Annotated in this window: 17 protein-coding genes; all 17 read left to right on the plus strand. The window is 66.1% G+C overall.

All coding sequences use genetic code 11. From position 1 onward, the window contains the following. Positions 1 to 22: 22 nt before the first annotated feature. The 17 genes from QN239_RS05130 (at position 23) to QN239_RS05210 (ending at position 20,224) form a co-directional block, all read left to right on the plus strand. Complete coding sequence (locus tag QN239_RS05130; protein WP_499008450.1) at positions 23 to 1,114, plus strand: glycosyltransferase family 4 protein; 1,092 nt, start codon at positions 23 to 25, stop codon at positions 1,112 to 1,114. Continuing rightward, a complete protein-coding gene (locus QN239_RS05135) occupies positions 1,111 to 2,262 on the plus strand; it encodes a glycosyltransferase (protein ID WP_499008451.1) in 1,152 nt (383 codons plus the stop codon). The genes QN239_RS05130 and QN239_RS05135 overlap by 4 nt, the downstream gene beginning before the upstream one ends. Then, positions 2,259 to 3,602, plus strand: a complete 1,344-nt coding sequence (locus QN239_RS05140; protein WP_499008452.1) for a glycosyltransferase family 4 protein — start codon at positions 2,259 to 2,261, stop codon at positions 3,600 to 3,602. The genes QN239_RS05135 and QN239_RS05140 overlap by 4 nt, the downstream gene beginning before the upstream one ends. After that, positions 3,595 to 5,757 (plus strand): heparinase II/III family protein, encoded by a 2,163-nt coding sequence (locus QN239_RS05145; RefSeq protein ID WP_499008453.1) that lies wholly within the window; start codon positions 3,595 to 3,597, stop codon positions 5,755 to 5,757. Before QN239_RS05140 ends, QN239_RS05145 begins: the two co-directional genes overlap by 8 nt. Next, positions 5,754 to 7,091, plus strand: coding sequence for a nucleotide sugar dehydrogenase (locus tag QN239_RS05150; RefSeq protein WP_499008454.1), 1,338 nt, complete (start codon positions 5,754 to 5,756; stop codon positions 7,089 to 7,091). Before QN239_RS05145 ends, QN239_RS05150 begins: the two co-directional genes overlap by 4 nt. Continuing rightward, positions 7,088 to 8,296, plus strand: coding sequence for a glycosyltransferase family 4 protein (locus QN239_RS05155; RefSeq protein WP_499008455.1), 1,209 nt, complete (start codon positions 7,088 to 7,090; stop codon positions 8,294 to 8,296). The genes QN239_RS05150 and QN239_RS05155 overlap by 4 nt, the downstream gene beginning before the upstream one ends. 4 nt (positions 8,297 to 8,300) lie before the next feature. After that, complete coding sequence (locus tag QN239_RS05160) at positions 8,301 to 9,368, plus strand: polysaccharide deacetylase family protein (RefSeq protein ID WP_499008456.1); 1,068 nt, start codon at positions 8,301 to 8,303, stop codon at positions 9,366 to 9,368. Beyond that, positions 9,355 to 10,263 carry a hypothetical protein gene (locus QN239_RS05165; RefSeq protein WP_499008458.1) on the plus strand — a complete coding sequence of 303 codons (909 nt, stop codon included), beginning with the start codon at positions 9,355 to 9,357 and terminating at the stop codon, positions 10,261 to 10,263. Before QN239_RS05160 ends, QN239_RS05165 begins: the two co-directional genes overlap by 14 nt. A 3-nt stretch (positions 10,264 to 10,266) precedes the next feature. Continuing rightward, positions 10,267 to 11,838: an acyl-CoA ligase (AMP-forming), exosortase A system-associated gene (locus tag QN239_RS05170; RefSeq protein ID WP_499008459.1), complete on the plus strand. Its 1,572-nt coding sequence runs from the start codon at positions 10,267 to 10,269 to the stop codon at positions 11,836 to 11,838. Continuing rightward, entirely contained in the window at positions 11,835 to 13,061 is a 1,227-nt protein-coding gene (locus QN239_RS05175) for a pyridoxal-dependent decarboxylase, exosortase A system-associated (protein ID WP_499008460.1), read from the plus strand. Before QN239_RS05170 ends, QN239_RS05175 begins: the two co-directional genes overlap by 4 nt. Positions 13,062 to 13,091: 30 nt before the next feature. Then, positions 13,092 to 13,385 carry an acyl carrier protein gene (locus tag QN239_RS05180; RefSeq protein WP_167163269.1) on the plus strand — a complete coding sequence of 98 codons (294 nt, stop codon included), beginning with the start codon at positions 13,092 to 13,094 and terminating at the stop codon, positions 13,383 to 13,385. 6 nt (positions 13,386 to 13,391) lie between these two features. After that, positions 13,392 to 14,627: a glycosyltransferase gene (locus QN239_RS05185; RefSeq protein WP_499008461.1), complete on the plus strand. Its 1,236-nt coding sequence runs from the start codon at positions 13,392 to 13,394 to the stop codon at positions 14,625 to 14,627. Continuing rightward, positions 14,620 to 16,155 carry a lipopolysaccharide biosynthesis protein gene (locus tag QN239_RS05190; protein WP_499008462.1) on the plus strand — a complete coding sequence of 512 codons (1,536 nt, stop codon included), beginning with the start codon at positions 14,620 to 14,622 and terminating at the stop codon, positions 16,153 to 16,155. The genes QN239_RS05185 and QN239_RS05190 overlap by 8 nt, the downstream gene beginning before the upstream one ends. 247 nt (positions 16,156 to 16,402) lie before the next feature. Next, positions 16,403 to 17,626 carry a hypothetical protein gene (locus tag QN239_RS05195; RefSeq protein ID WP_499008463.1) on the plus strand — a complete coding sequence of 408 codons (1,224 nt, stop codon included), beginning with the start codon at positions 16,403 to 16,405 and terminating at the stop codon, positions 17,624 to 17,626. A gap of 26 nt (positions 17,627 to 17,652) precedes the next feature. After that, positions 17,653 to 18,447 carry a polysaccharide lyase family 20 protein gene (locus QN239_RS05200; protein WP_499008465.1) on the plus strand — a complete coding sequence of 265 codons (795 nt, stop codon included), beginning with the start codon at positions 17,653 to 17,655 and terminating at the stop codon, positions 18,445 to 18,447. Next, positions 18,431 to 19,036 carry a YdcF family protein gene (locus QN239_RS05205; protein ID WP_499008466.1) on the plus strand — a complete coding sequence of 202 codons (606 nt, stop codon included), beginning with the start codon at positions 18,431 to 18,433 and terminating at the stop codon, positions 19,034 to 19,036. The genes QN239_RS05200 and QN239_RS05205 overlap by 17 nt, the downstream gene beginning before the upstream one ends. A 9-nt stretch (positions 19,037 to 19,045) precedes the next feature. Beyond that, positions 19,046 to 20,224: a glycosyltransferase family 2 protein gene (locus QN239_RS05210; protein WP_499008468.1), complete on the plus strand. Its 1,179-nt coding sequence runs from the start codon at positions 19,046 to 19,048 to the stop codon at positions 20,222 to 20,224. Positions 20,225 to 20,230: the final 6 nt, after the last annotated feature.

The following is a 20,230-nucleotide window of genomic DNA, read 5'->3' on the forward strand; positions in this document are numbered from 1 at the left end:
AGATGGGGGAGGGCCGGCACCGATGACGAACACGGCTGCGCGACGTGCACTGTGGGTCTCCACCAGTACCGCGACCCGAGGCGGTATCGCCTCCTATGTACGGGCCATGCAACAGACACCGTTGTGGAGTGAGTGGGAGGTCCGCCACGTCGTCACCCACCGCGATGGCTCGACCACGCAGAAGATCGCGACGTTCGCGCTCGGGATGGTGCGGTTCGTCATCGAACTGATCCGGTTCCGGCCGAACGTGATCCACCTGCATTCCAGCGCCCGCGGCAGCTTCATCCGGAAAGCCCTCCTGCTGTGGATCAGCCGGCCGGCCCGGGTACCCGTCGTCCTGCACATGCACGGTTCGGCTTTCCAAGCGGATTGTGAGCAGGCGCCGCGGCTCATCCGGGCGGCGATCGGGGCGACCCTGCGCCGGGCCGACGCCTTCGTCACGCTCGGCGACCTGTGGGCAGCCCGGATGCGGGTGACCGCTCCGTCCGCGCGGATAGTCGCGATTCCCAACGCCGTGCGTCTGGCGGACCGCAACGACCAGCCGCCGCCGGGTGCGCCCGTCAACGTGGTCTTCCTGGGCCGCATCGGCGATCACAAGGGGACGTTCAGACTGCTCGATGCCTGGGCCAAGCTGGTGTGTGAGCCGGGGTTCAGCACGCCGCGCGGATACCTGGCGACCTTGACGATCGCCGGGGACGGCGAGGTGGAGAAGGCTCGTCGGTACAGCCGCGAGCTCTGCCTGGAAGACACCGTCGACGTGCACGACTGGCTGTCGGAGCAGCAGACCGGTGAGCTGCTCGACCGCGCTCAGGTGTTGGTGCTGCCATCACGAAACGAGGGCCAACCGATGGCGGTGCTGGAGGCGATGGCCCGCGGTGTGTGCGTCGTGGCCACCGACGTCGGTGGACTACCGGAAATGATCGGCGGGGAATGCGGTCTGCTCATCCCGCCGGAGGACACCGAGGCGATCGCCATGGCACTGCGCACGGTCGTCTACGACCATGACCTGCGTGCCCGATATGGGGTGGCCGCCCATGCCAGGGTCCGGGATCACTTCGACACCATCCGCGTCGCGAGTCGGATTGACGCGCTCTACCGGCAGGTGTGCCGATGAGCGGAGGACCGATCCGGGCACTGTTCGTCGTTCCACTGTTGGGAGCGGGCGGCGCTGAACGGCATCTGACCACGGTGCTGCCGCGGATGGATCCGGCGCGGTTCACACCGTCGGTGGTCTGCATCGGTGGCGAGGGCGATCTCTTCGCCGATCTGGGCACCGCCGGCATCGCGGCGACGGCACTGCACCTGCGAAAGTGGCAAGCCGCTCGTGCACTGCGCGAGCTGATCTCGATCATCCGGCGGGACCGGCCCGACCTCGTGGTGGTGTCGGGTTACAACGCAGAGACTCTCGGTCGCATCGCCGCCCGCATCGCCGGGGTCCGGCACACGATCATGTGGGTGCACAACGCGAGTGAGATCACCCCTCGCGGAGTTCTTCATCGCGCCGTGGACCGTGGCCTGATCCGCTGGACGAGCGGCTATTTCGGTGTCGCCGAGGTGCAGCGAGAATTTCTGGTCCAGGAGCGCGGATACCCCGCGGGAAAGATCCGCACCATCCACAACGGCGTGGATCCGGAGCTGTTCGACACCGCCACCGACCGCAGCGTCCTCACCGAATTCGGGGTGGATCAGGGCGATCCGGTGGTGGGCATCCTCGGTTCGTTGCGGCCGGAGAAGGACCACGAGACGTTCCTGCGGGCCGCGCGCATCGTGATCGACGAGGTGCCTCGGGCGAGGTTCCTGGTGGTCGGCGACGGCGTGTGCCGTTCCCGACTCGAAACATTGTGCAGTGCACTGCGGATCGCGTCGAACGTGCATTTCGTCGGTGCCCGTGCCGATGTGGGCCGAATGCTGTGCGCGATGGACGTCTTCGCGCTGACCTCCACCACCGAGTGTCTCCCGATGGCCCTACTGGAGGCCATGGCATGTGCCCGTCCGGCGGTCTGTACCGCCGTCGGCGGAGTCGTCGAGGTGGTCGAGGACGGAACCACGGGATTTCTGGTACCGAAACAAGACCCAGCGCAGCTGGCGGCCAAGATCGTCGGCCTGCTGTCGGACCCGCACCGGGCGCGCCGCATGGGGAGGGCGGGGCGTCGCCGCGTTGAGACCGAATTCGGTTTGGACCGCAGCGTCGAAGCGGCCCAACGGGAGATCGAGGATCTGCTCAACGCCGAGTACACACAAGTAGGGGGAGTCCACGCATGAAGAAGCGACACATCCTGATCCTCGTCGAGAACCTATCGGTGCCCTTCGACAGGCGCGTCTGGCAGGAAGCCCGGGCCCTGACGCGGGCGGGGTTCAAAGTCACCGTCATCTGTCCCAAAGGGGCCAACCAGGACACCGAGCCGGAGGAGACGATCGAGGGCGTCCGTATTCTGCGCTACCCGCTGCGGGCGGCGACCGGTGGCCCCGCGGGGTATCTGCGCGAGTACCTCCTCGCCCTGTGGCACACCTTGCGGCTGGCGATCAAAGTCCGCCGGACTGCGCGTATCGACATCGTTCACGCGTGCAACCCGCCGGATCTGCTGTTCCTGATCGCCGTGGCTCTGCGCCCCGGCGGCGCGCGCTTCGTCTTCGACCAGCACGACTTGGTGCCGGAACTGTTCCTCTCGCGTTTCCCGAACGGTGGACGGCTGCTCTACCGGTTGACCCGCTACGTCGAGCGGATGACCTATGCCGCAGCGGATGCCGTCATCTCGACCAACGAAAGCTATCGGCGGGTGGCGATCGAGCGCGGTGGCATGTCACCGGACCGGGTCACGGTGGTGCGCAGCGCACCGGATCTGAACCGTTTCAACCTCCGGCCCCCGGACACCAGCCTGCGCAGGGACAAGCGCCATCTGCTGGCGTACCTGGGCGTGATGGGACCTCAGGACGGTGTCGACTATGCGCTTCGTGCCGTGCAGCGGCTGCGCGACGAGATCGGGCGCGACGACTTCCGCTGTATCTTCATGGGCGCCGGCGATGTGTACGGTGACATGGTCTCGCTGAGTGCAGAACTCGGCGTCGACGATATCGTCGAGTTTCCCGGCCGGGTGCCCGATGCCTATGTCGAGCGCTGCCTTTCCACCGCCGATGTGTGTCTGTCGCCGGATCCGTTGAATCCTCTCAACGATGTGTCGACGATGAACAAGGTGCTCGAATACATGGCGATGGGGCGCCCCATCGTCTCCTTCGACCTCGCCGAGGCGCGGGTATCTGCCGGTGACGCAGCGGTATACGTGCCGGGTAACGATGAACTGTCCTTTGCCCGAGCAGTCGATGCACTGTTGCGCAATCCCGAGCAGTGTCGACAGATGGGGGAGTTGGGGCGCCGCAGGGTCGAAGAGGAGCTGTCCTGGGAGGTATCGAGTCGGGCGCTGGTCCGGTTCTACGCCGAGCTGTTGGGTGTCCAGCAGCCCAGCGAAGAGCGCGCCATCGTCGATCTGCGGCCCGCCGTGACGCAGATTCCGCTTCACCGGAACAGGATTCCCGTACAACGGGTCGGTGCGCGGGTGCCCGTACTGCGCGCCGGAGCGGCGTTGGAGGAATCGACAGGTGTCTAAGCTCACCTGGTATGCCGGCCGCGCGACGGCGATGTCGCCCCGCGAGGTGCTCTGGCGCGCCCGGCGCGTGGTCGACACCCTGACCAACCGGGATGGATTGCGTGAGTGCGCCGACTCCAGGATGCTGACAAATTTCGACTCCGACTGGACCGCGTTGCTGCAGGATTTCCGCGACGGTATCGGCAGGCCGGTTCTTCTCGATCAGGAGCGGGCCGGCGAGGTGCAGAGCCAACACCTCGCGCAGGTCGGCCGGCTCCTGGTCGAGGCCGACCGTGCACTTGCCGGCGATCGCACCTATTTCGGTTATCGCACGGTCAATGTCGGGCGGGCCGTCGATTGGAACCATGACCCGATAGCCGATTATCACTGGCCGGCTGTCGCAGGCAGCAGGATCGACCACCGGGTCGGCCGGCGCGACCCGAAATGGATCTGGGAACTCAACCGCCTACAGCACCTTCCGCTGTTGGCGCAGGCATGGCTCTACACCGACGAATTGCGCTACAGCGAAGCGGCCTTCGCACACCTCGACTCGTGGCTGGACCAGAACCCGGTCGGCTCCGGCATCGCCTGGCGGGGCGCGTTCGAAGTCGGCGTTCGGGCGATCTCGGTGGCGCTCGCCGTACAGGGACTCCGCAACGCACCGGCAATGACGACATCGAGATACCGCCGTATCGTCCGGATGCTCGATGCCAGTGCACGTCACTGTTGGCATGCGCGCTCGCGGTTCAGTTCGGCCAACAACCATGTGGTCGGTGAACTGGCCGGATTGCTGACCGTGCATCTGCTCTTCCCCGAACTGTCCGCTCCCGCAGCGTTGTACGGGCGTGCGATGGACACCCTCACCGAGGAAGCGGACCGACTGATCCTGCCCGACGGCGCCGGCGCCGAGCAGTCGGTCGCCTATCAGATCTTCACCGCGGAATTGCTGGCCGTGGTCGTGGCACTGCTGCAGCTCAGTGGTGAAAGGGTGCCGGTCCGGTTGACCGAGGCGCTCGACCGCGGTGCGGCATACTTGGTATCCCTGGTCGGTACCGAAGATCCGGATCCCCGGTATGGTGATGATGACGACAGTTTCGCGGTGCGGCTGGGTGCCGAACACAAACGCACGGTCCGCGAGCATCTCGGGATCATCGGGGCGGTCACCGCAAATGCGACCGCTGCCAGATACGGACACCGCACCCTCACCTCCGCCTGGTTCGGCAACGCGTTGTGCACGTCCACCGGCCGGCCGGGTGCGGGCGGCGACGATCCGAAGCCCAGCGCCTATGCGCCGAACGGGGGGCTGGTGGTGTTGCGGCATGGCCGCCGGCGACTCACGATGGATGTGGGCCCGCTGGGCTATCCGGCGACGGCGGCGCACGGGCACGCCGACGCACTCGGCGTCACGCTCAGCGTCGAGGGACGCGAGTTGGTCACCGATCCCGGGACGGCCAGCTTCTACGGGGACCCTGCCGTGCGCGACATGCACCGCGGTACCCGCACCCACCCGACGGTGTGCATCGACAACGTCGACCAATCGTTGATCGGCGGACCGTTCTATTGGCGGAGCCGGGCCCACACGACCGTGCACTCGGTCGATCTGGACCGCGGCATCGTCGACGCCGAGCATGACGGATACCGCCGGCTCGACGATCCGGTGGTGCACCGGCGCTGGCTCATCGCACCGGCCGAGGATTCGGCGGTGATAGTCGTCGACCTGATCTGCGGGCGGTCCGATCATGACGTCGCGGTGTCGTGGCCGCTGCACCCCGATCTGGTTTCGACACCCACGCGAACGGGTCAGCGGATCACCCGTGACGGCACGCCGGTGCTCGAACTCTGTTACGCCGCAACGACGACGATCTGGCCGGAACAGGTACGGGCGGACGGCGCCTCGAATCTGGGGTGGTGGTCGGACCGGCTCGAGGCCAGAACACCGGCCTGGCTGGTCGGAGCCCGTTGCCGATCCGGCGCGCCGGTGGCGATCCTGTCGGTGCTTCATGTCGGCGACCCCGGGGTGACGGCCGCACCCCGCATAGTCCGAGAAGGTTCGGCACTCAAGGTCAGCTGGTACCAGCAGGACGGCCGGCGCGGATTGACGATCGACGCCGGCCGGCGAGGTGCTGTGTCCGGTGTGTCTCTGTCACCGTTGATGGGATTGGTGAGTAAACGATGAGCGATACGTTGTCGTATTCGGTCAGTGTGTTCGGGCTCGGCTATGTCGGGTGCATCAGCGCGGCCTGCCTGGCCTGGCTGGGCCATCGGGTGATCGGAGTGGATGTCAACCCGGACAAGACGGAGTCGCTCCGCCGGGGGGTGTCTCCGGTGGTCGAGGAACGAATAGGCGAGCTCATCGTCGAAGTCGTCGGCTCGGGAGATCTCAGTGTGAGCACTGATCCGGTTGCCGCAGTCGCGAGTACGGACCTCTCACTCGTCTGCGTCGGTACGCCCTCTGCCCACGGTGGGGGGTTGTCGACCGCGTACCTGGAACAGGTCACCGACGAGATCGGTGCGGCGCTGGCCGTGAAACAAGGGTGGCATGTCGTCGTCTACCGCAGCACCATGGTGTCGGGTACCTGCGAGAACATCCTCATCCCGCGGCTGGAATCGGCTTCGGGTAAGCGGGCGGGACGGGACTTCGGAGTGTGCGTGAATCCCGAGTTCCTGCGCGAGGGCACGAGCGTACGCGACTTTCTGGATCCGCCGAAAACCGTTGTGGGGTACTCCGATCCTCGGAGTTCGGAGATGGTCTTGAGTCTGTACGACGGGCTGCCGGGCCCGCGGTTCCAGGTCCCGATACCGGTGGCCGAGATGACGAAATACGTCGACAACAGCTTTCACGCCCTCAAGGTCGGCTTCGCCAACGAGATCGGCGCCATCTGTTCCTCCCTGGCGTTGGACTCGCATGCAGTGATGGATATCTTCCTGGCCGACACCAAACTGAACATCAGTACCGCGTATCTGCGACCGGGATTCGCGTTCGGCGGCTCCTGTCTGCCGAAGGATGTCCGCGCACTCACGCACGCCGCGCGGCGAAACGATCTCGATGTTCCGCTGCTGGCGAATCTGCTGGCATCCAACGAGAGTCACATGCGACGCGCCGTCGATCTGGTGCTCGCCAACGGTCGGCACAAGGTGGGGATCTTCGGATTGTCCTTCAAGCCGGGAACCGACGATCTTCGCGACAGTCCGATGGTCGAGCTCACCGAACGGCTGATAGGCAAAGGATTTCACGTCAAGATCTACGATGCAACCGTCATGCTGTCCCGGTTGACCGGAGCGAACCGCACGTATATCCGCCAGCAACTGCCCCACCTCGGCGAGCTGCTGACCGACGATGTCGACGCGGTGCTCGACCACGGCGAGGTGCTGATCATCGGGTCGCGGGAGCCCCGGGTCGTCGAGGCGATCGCACGGGCCGGGGCGGACCGGCTCATCATCGACCTGGTGCGGCTGCCCGACGCCGGGCAACTGCGGGGTGCGTCGAACTACCAGGGTATCGGCTGGTGACCGAGGTGCCGTCGGTGGCGCGCACCGTCCCGGACAGCAGCACGAGGCCGGGACTGAGGATCGTCATGGTAGGGCCGTATCCGCTCGAACCCGGGCTGGTGCGCGGCGGAATCGAATCGGTGACAAGCACACTCGTCCCGGCTCTGGCGGAGCGCGACGATGTGGACAGTGTGACGGTGCTGCGTTTCCACGATGGTGACGCACCGGCCGAATATCGGCGTGAGGGTCCCAAGGTCGAGGTCCACTGTGTGCGCGGGCAACGCCGATTGCGGGCGATCACCAGATCCTTCTTGGACGTGCGCAAGGCCCGCAGGCTGGTGGCGCAGGTGAACCCCGACGTGGTGCACGGACAGGAGATCGGACTGTACGGCGATATCGCACAGCGATGCCGCGCGGACGCCGTGATCACCGTGCACGGTGTGACGTTCACCGACACATCGCCGGACACCCTCGACGACGGCAGTCTGCAAGGCAGATTGCGGGACAGACTGATCCGCCGGTTGGAAAGGCGGGTGCTGGGCCGCGCCAAGGTCGCCATCTCCATCTCGAACTGGGACTCCCAGGTGCTGGATGCACCGATCCGGGGCACCCGCGTGAGCATTCCGAATCCCGCCGGAGCGGAGTTCTTCGCATTGGCGCCCCCGAAACCGACTCAGCCGCATCTGCTTTTCGCCGGTGTTTTCACACCCCGTAAGAACCCGGTCGGTCTGGTCAGTGCCTTCGCGCGCGTGCAGGTGTCCGTGCCGCAGGCTCGTCTCACACTCGTCGGCCCGCAGCCCGACCCGGCTTACGCGAAACTCGTCGAGGACCGGGTGCGCGACCTCGGTCTCGAAGACTGTGTCGACATCGTCGATCTGGTCGGCAACGAACGGATGCGGCGCGAGATCTCCACCGCCCGCGCGGTCGTGTTGTTCTCTCGCCAAGAGACCGCGCCGACGATCCTCGCGCAGGCGATGGCGGCGGGCAAACCGGTCGTGGCGAGCCGGGTCGGCGGGGTGCCGGAAATGGTGCAGGACGGGGAGACCGGATTTCTGGTCGACCCCGACGATGAGCTGACACTCGCCGATCGAATGGTGAAACTCCTTGCCGATCAAGAGCTGTCGCTCGAGATGGGCAGACGCGCACACGAGGTTGCGGTGCAACGGTACACCGCGGCTGCGGTCGCCGAGATGACCGTCGACGCCTACCGGAAAGCCATGGCATAGGAGCATGACGATGACCAGAACGAGGGATGTGGCGGCTCGGCTGCTGTGCGCGCTCGGAGTGCCGAGGTACGCGCGGTGGAAGCACTCGCGCCAACTGGCGATTCTGATGTTCCACGGGGTGCACGACGAGCCGTTGTGGCCGCCCTGCGACTGGGTGATCGACACCGCGGCGCTGCGGCGTCACCTGGGTTACGTTCGCCGGCACTTCCATGTCCTCCCGCTGGAGGAGGCGCTGGAGCGGCTGCGCGACGGGACGCTGCCCCACCGGGCAGCGGCGGTGACCTTCGACGACGGCACACGTAACCTGCTGACCAACGCCGCGCCGGTGTTGCGTGATCTCGAGTTGCCCGCGGCGGTGTTTCTGGCGACCGGGCCGATGGGGACGGCCGAATTGCTGTGGCCGGACCGGCTGTGGCACGCATTTGCGCAGACGGCCAGGACGGAGATCGACCTCACCGCGCAGGGGCTGGGCATTCGATCGCTGCGCACCGACGGTGACCGCACCCGGGCTCGTGAGGAGATCACCCAGCGTTTGAAAGAGGTGCCCGATGCCCAACGGCTGGTGGAGGTCGAGTCCCTGGTCGCCGCTCTGGGACAGGAATCCGATGCGCACGGCGGGCCGTTCCAGCTGCTGTCCTGGAACGAAGCGCGTGCGTTGGCCGCTGACGCGCCGGTCACTCTGTATCCGCATTCCGTAACCCACCCGATCCTGTCGCGATGCGATGACGACAAGGTGGATCAGGAGATCTCGGAATCATGCCGGGCGGTCGAGATCAACTCCGGCCGGGCGCCGACGATCTTCGCCTACCCCAACGGCAGGACGCAGGACTTCGACGACCGGTCGAGAACGGTGCTGCGCCGCAACGGTATCCAGTGGGCTTTGGCGACCACCGACGGATTCGCGGATGCCGATTCGGACCCGTTGGCGCTGCCCCGGATGGGGTTCGCGGCACATCAGTCGTTTGCGGTGTTCAAGCTCAAGGTCTCCGGCTTTGCGCCGCGACCGCGCCGGCGCAGTTCTGTCGGTGAGCGACCGGCGCAGAACAAGGTGAGCACCGATGTCGGCGTCTGACGGTCACGGGTCGGCACTGCGAATAGGCGCAGTGGTCGAGTCCGCAGTGGAACTGGGGCCGATCACCGTGGCGGATCTGCCGGAGGTGGCCCAGTTCCTGCATGATCGGCTCGACCCGCGGGTACCCGTGGAGAGCTGGTCCGCGCAGATCATCCCGACGTGGGCGGTCGACCAGCCCAACCACGGTTTCCTGCTCCGGTGCGGCACCGAGGTGGTCGGTGCTCATCTGGCCTTCTACTCCGACCGGTGGATCGACGGCAGAACAGAGCGGTTCTGCAATCTGGCGGCATGGTGTGTGGCGCAGCCGTACCGATCGCACGGTGTGCGACTGTTGCGCGCACTGCTGCGCCAGCAGGGGTATCACTTCACCGACCTGTCCCCGTCAATCGACGTACAGGCGCTGAACATCCGGCTCGGCTTCGTTGCGCTGGACACGTCCACGGTGGTCGTGCCCAACGTGCCGTGGCCCGTCCGCTCGGACGGCGTCCGGGTGTTGTCGCACTTCCAGGACATCAAGAAGAGCCTTTGCGCAGAGGATCTCTCGGTGTATCTCGACCATGCCGGAGCGGCTGCCGTGGAGCATGCCGTCATCGTGCGCGGAGCGCAGACCTGTCATGTGATGTTCCGGCGTGTTCGGCGGAAGAACCTGCCGTTGTTCGCGGCACTCGTTCATGTCAGCAACCAGAGGTTGTTCCGGGAAACCGGCCGCCACCTGTTCGGCCATCTCCTCCGGCACCATGGGCTACCGGCAACGCTCATCGAATCGCATGTCGTCGATGCGGGCTTCACCGGGTCGGTGGAGGTGTCGCCCAGAGCGAAGATGTACCGCAGCGACACCCTGCGGGCGGACCAAATCGACTATCTCTACAGCGAACTCACATGTATGCGGTGGTGACTGATGCGAACCAATGTGCACCATCTGATCGAAGACCGCGCCCGATCACACCCCGCGGCGCCGGCACTGACGGTCAAGAATCAGACCATCGGCTACGGCGAGTTGTGGACCTTGATCCGAGGTGCGGCGGCCGGATTGTCGTCCCTCGGTGTGACCGCCGAGCAACGGGTGGCCGTCTATCTCGACAAGCGGGTCGAGACCGTGGCTGCAGTGTTCGGAGCGTCCGCGGCGGGTTGCGTATTCGTACCGGTGAATCCGCTGCTGCGATCCGCACAAGTGCGGCACATCCTGGTCGACTGCGCTGTCACGGTGCTGGTGACCTCACCGGAGCGGTGGGCGCTGCTTCGGGGCGACCTGAAGACATGCCCAGACCTGGAGCACGTCGTGGTGGTCGGTGCGCTGCCGGACGACCCGCCGAGCTGCCGGTATGCGGTGCACTCCTGGGCAGGCCTGTGCGCACCGGCGCGGGGCGGCCTGCCGCGCACCGCGGCGATCGATCTCGACATGGCCGCGATCTTCTACACGTCGGGAAGCACCGGAAGGCCGAAAGGCGTGGTGCTGAGTCATCGCAACCTGATCGTCGGTGCCGAGAGCGTCGCACAGTACCTGGGCAATTCGGCCGATGACGTCATTCTCGCCGTGTTGCCGTTGAGTTTCGACGCCGGTTTCAGCCAGTTGACGACCGCATTCAGTGCCGGTGCCCACGTCGTGTTGATGGACTACCTGCTCCCCGGCGATGTGCCGCGGTTGTGTGCGCAGCACGGCGTCACCGGGCTCACCTGCGTCCCGCCGCTGTGGGTGCAGATCGCCGAGCAGAAGTGGCCGCCGCACGCCATCCGCTCCCTGCGGTATTTCGCCAACACCGGCGGCCGGATGCCCAAGCCCACCCTGGACAAGCTGCGCGCGGTCTTCCCCGATGCGCGGCCGTACCTCATGTACGGCCTGACCGAGGCGTTCCGGTCGACGTACCTCGATCCAGCCGAACTGGATCGCCGGCCCGGCTCCATCGGTAAAGCCATCCCTGGTGCGCAGATATTGGTTGTGCGGCCGGATGGCTCGTTGTGCGACCCGGGCGAGGAAGGTGAGCTGGTGCACCGGGGCGCGCTCGTCGCACTCGGTTACTGGAACGACCCGGCGCGCTCCGCGGAGCGGTTCCGTCCGGTGCCACGACCGGAAATACCGTGGCGTGCAGCGGAACTGGCGGTCTGGTCGGGTGACAACGTGATCGCCGACGAGGACGGTTTCTTGTATTTCGTCGGGCGCCGGGACGAGATGATCAAGACGTCCGGCTATCGTGTGAGTCCGACCGAGATCGAAGATGTCGTGTATGAGACGGGCCGGGTCCGGGACGCCGTGGCCCTCGGTGTCGACGACGAGGACCTGGGCCAGCGGATCCAGCTGGTGGTGACCCCGGCGACGGCCGGCCGGTTCGATACGGATGCGCTGATCGGCGAATTGAGCAAGCGGGTTCCGCGATACATGGTGCCCTCGTCGGTCTCGGTGCTGGCGGAGATCCCGCGCTCACCCAACGGCAAGTTCGATCGCGCCCGACTGCGTGAGGAACTCGGACCGTGACCGAGCACCCGACCATCGCCACCTTCGGCACCGCTGACGGCCAGTTGACCCTCGGCGGAATGACGTTGCAGCGGTTGGCTACCCGAGTGGGAACCACGCCGTTCTTCGCCTATGACCGGGCCCTGCTCACTGCGCGGGTCGAGCGGCTGCGTGCGGCGTTACCGAAGGCGATCCACCTGAGCTACGCCGTCAAGGCCAACCCCATGCCCGCCGTCGTCCAACATCTAGCCGGCCTGGTGGACGCGATGGACGTGGCGTCGACGGGGGAGATGGCGACGGTCCTGGATACCGTCCTCCCGGCGGAACGGGTGAGCTTCGCCGGGCCCGGCAAGACCGAGGCCGAGATCGAGAAGGCGGTCGCCGCCGGCGTCACCATCGAGATGGAGTCGGCGACCGAAGTCGATCGGGTGGTGAAAATCGGTGAACGACTGGGCTTTCGCCCCAGGGTCGCATTGCGGGTCAATCCGGACTTCCGGGTCAAGGGATCGGGTATGCGCATGGGTGGCGGCCCGCAGCAGTTCGGTGTCGACGTGGAACAGGTACCGCACCTGCTGGCCCGCCTGGTCGCGGCCGATGTGGACTTCCTCGGCTTCCACGTCTTCGCCGGATCCCAGAACCTCGACGCGGCGATTCTGGGTGAAGCCCAGCGCCGCACCGTCGATCTCATCGTGGCGCTGGCCGAGCGGCTTCCCACGCCCATCCGCTACGTCAACCTCGGCGGCGGTTTCGGTATCCCGTACTTCGCCAAGGACATCCCCGTCGACCTGGACGCAATCGGAGCGAATCTGGCCGAACTGATGGCGACCCGGATCGCCGCGAACCTGCCGGAGGCAGCGGTCGTGGTCGAGCTCGGCCGCTATCTCGTCGGAGAATGCGGGATCTACGTGACCCGCGTGGTCGACCGCAAGCATTCACGTGGACGCGACTACCTGGTGGTGGACGGTGGGATGCACCACCAGTTGGCGGCGTCGGGCAATTTCGGTCAGGTGATCCGCAGGAACTACCCGATCGCCGTCGGTAACCGGATGGACGAGCCAACGGCGGGCACCGTCACCGTCGTCGGCTGCCTGTGTACCCCGTTGGACCTGCTCGGCGACGAGGTCGCGCTCCCACCTGCCGATATCGGCGACCTGATCGTGCTGTTCCAGGCCGGAGCATATGGCCTGACCGCAAGCCCGACAGCGTTTCTCGGCCATCCGCATCCGGCCGAGGTGCTCGTCTAGCCACCACAGAGCGATGAAAAGGAGAACAGGATGGAGTACAGCTCGGCGACCCTCGACAGTGTCACCGCGGTCATCGTCAGCACACTGGGTATCCAGGACCGGGCCGACACGCTGACGGCCTCCACGCCGTTGTTCGGCGGTATGCCCGAACTCGATTCGATGGCCGTGGTCGCGTTGGCCGTTGCGCTGGAACGGGAGTTCGGGTTCGAGATCGACGACGAGGACTTCAGGGGCGAGGTGTTCGAGACGATCGGCACGCTCGCCGGCTTCGTCGAGGAACAGGCCCGAAACCCCGCGCAACTGCCCTCGGCGGGAGCGAGGTAGATCGTCGTGACAACCCTGGTGCTTGCCTCGACGCGGGTGGACACGCTGCACAGCGGCTACGACCTGCGGGTGGCACAGCTGTGCGCGCTGGTTCCCGACGAGCTGCACCTGGTGGTCGCACCGCATTACCCGCTGCCGGCCCGCACGCCCACGATGGACAACTCGGCATTGTTCGCCAGCGTGACCGAGTGTCCGCCGATCCTCACCGGGGCGCAGGCTCTGCGCAGGCACCTGCGGCTGGACAATCATCACTACCTACGCATGAGCAGGCCGCGCGAGGCTGCCGCTACGCGCCGCCTGCTGTCGGCCGTGGTGGCCGAACGCGACGTCCGCCGGGTCATCGTATTCGGCGAGAGCCTCGTCGAGCTGGTGCGCGATATTCCGTCCTGCTCGATGGTGCTCGACGTCTGTGACAGCACAGCGCTGACGCAGAGTCGTGCCTTCGCGCACGCGGGTGGCTTTCGTGGTGGCCGCAACTGGCGCGACGCTCTCGACCTGTACCGGGCCCGTCGTACCGAAGCCCGACTGCCCGCGCTGTTCGACGCGGTGACCACGGTGGGTGACATGGACACCGCCGAGATCGTCAAGCGCAGCGGTACCGCAGCCAACGTGATCACGGTGCCCAACGGTGTCGACGACGCCTTCCTGGCACCCATGCCCCCACCTGCGCAGCGGCAGGGGGTGGTGTTCTGGGGCAACCTCGATTTCGAGCCGAACGCGCACGCGCTGAGCTACTTCTTCGAAGAAGTGTGGTTTCCCGCGCTGCGGGCCGCCGGGGTGGAGGTGGCGGTGATGGGCCGAAACGCACCGGCGTGGCTGGCGGCGCTGGCCGAGCGGGAGCCACTGGTCCGGGTGCCGGGTTTCGTGGCCGATCTGCGCGCGGAGGCGTCCCGGTATCCGGTGATGGTCAATCCGATGCAGACCGGGAGTGGGCTCAAGAACAAGGTGCTGGAGGCATTCGGCCTGGGGATCGCGGTCGTGTCGACGGCACGTGGCGTCGAAGCGCTGCCTGGCGTGCGCCACCGCGAGCACCTGGTCGTCGCGGACAGCGGTGCCGAGTTCGTGACCGCGGTGCTGGGTCTGCTCGACGACCCGGCCCGACGGCTGAGGTTGCGGGCGAATGCCAACGCACTACTGCACGAGCACTATCCCTGGCACGTCACCGGTCGTCCGTGGCAGGCCCTGTTCAGGGAGACGGAGGCCAGCGCGAAAGCCATTGCCGGACAGGGGGAAAGTGCCTAGCCCGGCCGGCGCGGACACCGGCGCTCCCGTGACCGGCGTGCCGGGCTCATCGGTGGGCCCACTGTCGGGCACACTGCGTCGCGGAGCCGCCATCGCGACCGGGATGCTGGTCTTCACCCAGTTGGTGTCGTTGCTGCAGACCCTGGTGCTGGCGCGACTGCTCTCACCGGCCGAGGTCGGGTGGTTCGCCGCCGGCACGGTGCTGTCAGGCTTCCTCACCACATTCGCCGAGGCCGGTATGTCCAACGCGCTGGTGCAGCGCGAAGGCCGGATCGCCGATGTCGCCACCACCGTCTTCTGGGCGACGCTGCTCGCCAGCGTGGGTTGGGCGGCGGTGGCCTTGGCGAGTGCCCCTCTGATCGCGTGGATCTTCTCCAGTGACATCGTGGGGGCGATCGCCGCGGTGTCGGCGGGAACGATCGTCCTGCACGCACTCACCTACGTGCCGGACGCGCTCATGCAGCGCCGCTTCGACTTCCGGGAACGGCTGATCGTCCGTCCCGTCGTGGCGCTGACCTTCGCCGGCACGTCGATCATTCTGTGCGTCAACGGTTTCGGGGTGTGGGGGCTGGTCATCGGAACCTACTGCTCGACGGCGGCGTGGCTGGTCACGGCGTGGACGCTGGCCGGCTGGCGCCCAGGTGCGGACGGCGGTAAGCCGTCGTTCGCGCTGTGGCGGGAACTGGCCAGGTTCTCCCTGCCCCTGGTGGTCTGGACCGTCGTCAATCGGGCCCGGGACGTGTTGGAGACGGCGGTGGTCGGCGGTGCGCTGAGCGCCACCGCGCTCGGGTACTACCGCTACGGCCGGCGACTCGGATCGCTGCCCGAGACGGCGGTCATCGACGCCGGCTCATATGTGTTGTTCCCGGCCTTCTCCCGGTTGGCCGGAGATCCCGAGCGATTCCGGTCGGCGTTCCTGCGTGCCCTCGGACTGCTGTGGGGTCTGATGGTCCCGGTGGCGGGTTTCGTGATCGCCGCGGGTGAACCGGGGGTGACGGTGCTGCTCGGCGAGAAGTGGCGAGGGGCGGGCGTGATGCTGGTGGCTCTCGCGGGAATCGGGCCGGGGGTGGCGCTGATGGCCGTCGGAATGGAGTCGATCAAGGGGGCGGGCCGGACTCACCTGCTCAACTGGGTGACGCTGTTCACCAGCGTGCTGGGGATCTGCCTGCTGTTCGCGCTGTTGCCCCTCGGGCTGACGGGAGTCGGTCTGGCGCTGTCGTTGTCGTCCGTGGTCGCCGGCGTGCTCAGTCTGCTGCTCGCCCGGCCTCTGGCTGGGGTGACCTTCGGTGAGCTGGCCGCCCGACTGGGGCCGCCGGTCCTGGTGGCAGCGCCTGCGGCCATCGCGCTCGGCCTTCTCGAGCACCTGGTGAGCCACTCCGATCAACGCGGCTTCCTGGCGGGTGTGGCGATCCTGTTGGGCGAGGGTGTCGGGTACCTGGTGCTCTACGCGGCCGGTCTGGCGTTGTTCGCACCCGCGGCGTGGCGTGAACTGTCGGCCGTGGTGCGGCAGGTGCGTCATGCCGGGTGATCTGTGCGCACAGCCTGGGGGCGGAGGTGTACTCCAGTTGGGATGACAAAAGGTGGTGCCACTGAATGATATTCATCGAACGGATCCGTTCTGGTGTCCATTTATGGTGCCGGTATATGTTGAACAGCATTGGTGCTGTGCTTAATTCGTTCGTAGACAACGTCTTCGGGATTCATTGACACCTTCATGTACCAAGGCATAGCCTGAATAAACAAGCAATTCAAGCGATTCCGAGGGGTGATCGCACATGCGAGCTAGAAGAGAACTCGTTCATTCGCGCCCGGCGGGTCGCCGGGAGATCGCGGGGCTGCTCGTCTTCGGTGTCGGGGTGTCGACGTGGGCGCTGTTTCCTTCGACGGTCGAGTCCGGACTCGCGATCGGGCTCCCCGAGCGTTCGGCATCACCTGCGGCCGGTATCACCTCGATGCACGGGGTGGTCGTCGACGATACGTTCGATGCCTCGCGGACAGCCGAATTCAGGTTGATGAATGCCAGGATATCGTCGTGGCAGCCGGCCGCGGCCGAATTGGAGACGCAGCCCTATCCGAGTGCGGTGGTCGATGTCGGACCCCTTCCGGTGCGGGCGAAGCTGCAAGCCCTGCTGATGTTGTTGAGTTTCCACTCGGCCGACGCGGAACAAACCATGCTGGAGACGAAACTCCAAGCCCTGTTGGCGATGCCGGACTCCGTGCTGGAGCAGGTGATGGGCCACCCGGATCTGGCGGACCTGAACAGAATGCTCGACGGCGTGTTCGTGGGAACCTCTGATCTCTCCGACGTCACGACGGAGTTGGACAAGATCGTCGTGACCCCGGTGCCGGCGCCGTCCGGGAAGGTTGAGGTGATCGAAATCAATGGTGCCGCCGCATTCGTCGTACACACGCCCACCGCGCGGATGCGCACCCCGGATGCTTCTGATCCGCTAGCCCCCGAGGCCGCGCCGACGGCCGCTGCGGTGACGGTGGTGGTGCTCGCCCCGGTACCGCAGCCGCCGACGGTCCCGGTCATGTCAGCCTTCATGGCGACACCGGCGATCCAACCCCTCCCGGCGCCCGCGCCGCCGGATCCCATCACCCCCGCCACCCCCACCATATCCGCCATGACCATGGTGTTGCCGACCAGTGAAATGACGCCCTTACCGCAGGTTTCGGAGCAGGTGCCGGCACTCACGGCCGCGACGGTGGCCCCGGAGCCGCCGTCGGTCCCACCGACCAGCGCGACACAACCATCCCAGGACATCATGTCGACGGGCAACAAGTTCGAGCCGGGCGATACGGTGGCCGGCTCGTCGAGTGCCGGCGGTTCCGCAACCGAGCATGCCCAGCCGTCTGCCACGGCGACGCCCGAGCCGAGCACAACGCAGACCGGTGGGGTGACCAGCACCCAGGGACCGGCCGACCCGGTCGGCCAGTCGTCTACCGCGCAGGTGGGCAACGACGGCACCGGGGCCTCGGGGGAGACAAGTCCCTGACTCATCCATCGACTCACGGAGGCGTCATGCGTTTATTCGTTTCGTCCGTTGTCCTAGGGCTCACACTGTGGGCGGCGCCGGGTGCGCTCGCGGCCGGGGCGCTGTTCACCGGCAACTACGCAACCGGGGACTTCGCCCAATGGCCCACGGTGCAGGTGCGCGGTTACAACGGTGCCGGAAAGGACTACGTACCAGGGTATTCGGCGCGGATCGTCGACGATCCCACCAAGGGGAAAGTGGCTCGCTTCGAGGTCCGTCCCGGAGATGTGCCCCCGTTCGGCGGCGGCGAACGCGCCGAGGTGCAGGGCGATACCCCCGATGCCGGCGGCTCGGAAGGGCAGACCCGCTGGTATCGATTCTCGACCAAGTTCGACCAGACGTTCCCGATGAATCACGGCGACCTCGGCTGGGGGGTGACCAACCAGTGGCATCAAGACGGTAGTGCGGGCAGCCCGCCGATCAGTTGGACGGTGGACTCGCGCAACGGCTTCTGGTCGCTGACGATCGAGGATCAATCCGCGCCGGGCGTCTGGCTGGGCACCTTCTCGATTTTCGACACCCCGCTCGATGTCGGACAGTGGCATGACGTGACGATGCAGATAAATTGGTCGGCATCGGACGACAAAGGCTGGATCAGGTTATGGCACAACGGAATAAGGCAGACGTTCGTCAACGGTGCCGACACCTATTTAGTCCGCACGCTGATACCTGGTGACGCTGCCGTGTATTACAAGGAGGGGATGTATCGCAAGCCCACCACCTCCACCGATATCGTCTACCACACCGGCTTCCGGGCGGCCGACAGTGCAGACGGCCTGTAGCGGCGCGGCCCGGGCTGCCGCCCCGCCGCAGCTGGTACCGCGGCGCCGCCGGTGGCGCGGCACTGTCCGGACCCTCACCGCGCTGGCGTATCTGCCGGCGGCGATCGTCGTCGCCGGACTGCCGGTGTACGTGCACCCGCAGATCGACCGATTGCGCACCGCGGATGCGATTCTCGTGCTGGGCGGGTACGGGGCGCAGCGCTATGCCTACGGCCGCGAGCTCCAGGCACAAGGATGGGCACCGACCCTGGTGGTGTCCAGCCCGGATGATGCCGATCGCGACACGATTCACCGTTGCGGGGCCGCGATCGAGGGACCGAGGGTGTTGTGCTTCGATCCGGATCCGGGCACCACCAAGGGCGAAGGGCGGGAGCTGCGCCGGTTGGCAGCGCAATATGGTTGGCACACCGTCATCGTGGTGACCTTCCGCCCCCACATCTCGCGGGCCCGATTCATTCTCGAGCAGTGCTTCGGCGGTGACCTGGTGATGGTGGACAGCCCGGCGCGGATACCCTTGCCGAGGTGGGCATTCGAGTACGCCTACCAGAGCGCGGGATACGCCCGCGCGGTCCTGCAGCCTGGTTGTTGAGTAGGCGACGTGCGGGACAAGGTGTTCAGGCGGGTCGCCAGATCGACCGGATCGGAGCTCGCAGCGACATGGGCCGCGGATGCGTTCGAGACGCTGCTCTCCGCCGGATTCGCTGCCAAGAAGTTGATGCGGCGATCGTGGGACGACGGAGCCGTCCTCGATCCGGAGAGCTGCATTTCGACGGTCCGGCCTCGTGCGGTGCCGAGATGTCACCCTGAACTGGTATCGGGAACCGACGACCTGGATGCGTCGATCATCGTCCCCGCGTACAACGCTGAATCCCACGTGAAGGAATGCCTGGACTCCGCCATTGCCCAAGCCACGAACTATCGTTACGAGATCCTGGTGGTCGACGACGGCTCCGGTGACGGCACCCCCGCAATCTTGGATGGCTATCGGGATCACAAGGATCTCAATGTCATTCGCACTCTGAACGCAGGGGTGGCAACCGCCAGAAACCATGCCATCGCCGCGGCGCGGGGCCGGTACCTGGTGTTCCTCGACAGCGACGATCGACTCGCGACGAACAGTGTCGAGTTACTCCTGGGCGCGGCGGAACGCGAGCAGGCCGATATCGTCCAGGGTGGTTACGACGTCATCGACACCGCGGGAGGCGTGATCGAACGTGTTCGGTACGAAGCCTGCAGCCAACTGAGACTCGACGAACGTACGACGCGTATCTCGGGATACCCATGGGGTAAAGCGATCCGGAGAACTCTGTTCGAGAAGGTTCGATTTCCCGACGGCATGGACTTCGAGGACACGATCTTCGCGCTGGTGATCTTTCCGCTGTGCGGACGCTACGTGGCGCTGAGCGAGTCTGTGTACGACTATCGCGACAATCCTTGCGGAATCACGCGGAAAGTCGTGGGCCGGCAATCCGCGCTGGATGCGTATTGGCTCGTTCCCCTCCTCCTCGAACAACGTGAACGTCTCGCGATGCCGGTCGACGCGAACCTGTTCAACAAAGTGCAGAACCAGTTCGGACAACTGCTCTGGGCACGATTGTCGGGCCAGGATTCCCGAATCAAACAAGCCACGTTTCTTGCGGCATGTGCCGTCGTCAACGACTTGAGAAGTCGGGTCGAGATGACCGCAGAGACGCTGGAATACCCGAATCTCGATTTCATCTTCCGCGAGCACCGCTATGACTTGTGGTCATATGTGGGGAGATGCGGGCTGCAGTAGGACCCG

The sequence above is a fragment of the Mycolicibacterium sp. Y3 genome (assembly GCF_051188035.1).
GTDB classification, from domain to species: domain Bacteria; phylum Actinomycetota; class Actinomycetes; order Mycobacteriales; family Mycobacteriaceae; genus Mycobacterium; species Mycobacterium fluoranthenivorans.

Coding starts and splice junctions, on each gene's coding strand:
- QN239_RS05130 (WP_499008450.1), top strand. CDS start 23: ATGACGAACACGGCTGCGCGACGTGCACTGTGGGTCTCCACCAGTACC.
- QN239_RS05135 (WP_499008451.1), top strand. CDS start 1,111: ATGAGCGGAGGACCGATCCGGGCACTGTTCGTCGTTCCACTGTTGGGA.
- QN239_RS05140 (WP_499008452.1), top strand. CDS start 2,259: ATGAAGAAGCGACACATCCTGATCCTCGTCGAGAACCTATCGGTGCCC.
- QN239_RS05150 (WP_499008454.1), top strand. CDS start 5,754: ATGAGCGATACGTTGTCGTATTCGGTCAGTGTGTTCGGGCTCGGCTAT.
- QN239_RS05160 (WP_499008456.1), top strand. CDS start 8,301: ATGACGATGACCAGAACGAGGGATGTGGCGGCTCGGCTGCTGTGCGCG.
- QN239_RS05165 (WP_499008458.1), top strand. CDS start 9,355: ATGTCGGCGTCTGACGGTCACGGGTCGGCACTGCGAATAGGCGCAGTG.
- QN239_RS05170 (WP_499008459.1), top strand. CDS start 10,267: ATGCGAACCAATGTGCACCATCTGATCGAAGACCGCGCCCGATCACAC.
- QN239_RS05180 (WP_167163269.1), top strand. CDS start 13,092: ATGGAGTACAGCTCGGCGACCCTCGACAGTGTCACCGCGGTCATCGTC.
- QN239_RS05195 (WP_499008463.1), top strand. CDS start 16,403: ATGCGAGCTAGAAGAGAACTCGTTCATTCGCGCCCGGCGGGTCGCCGG.
- QN239_RS05200 (WP_499008465.1), top strand. CDS start 17,653: ATGCGTTTATTCGTTTCGTCCGTTGTCCTAGGGCTCACACTGTGGGCG.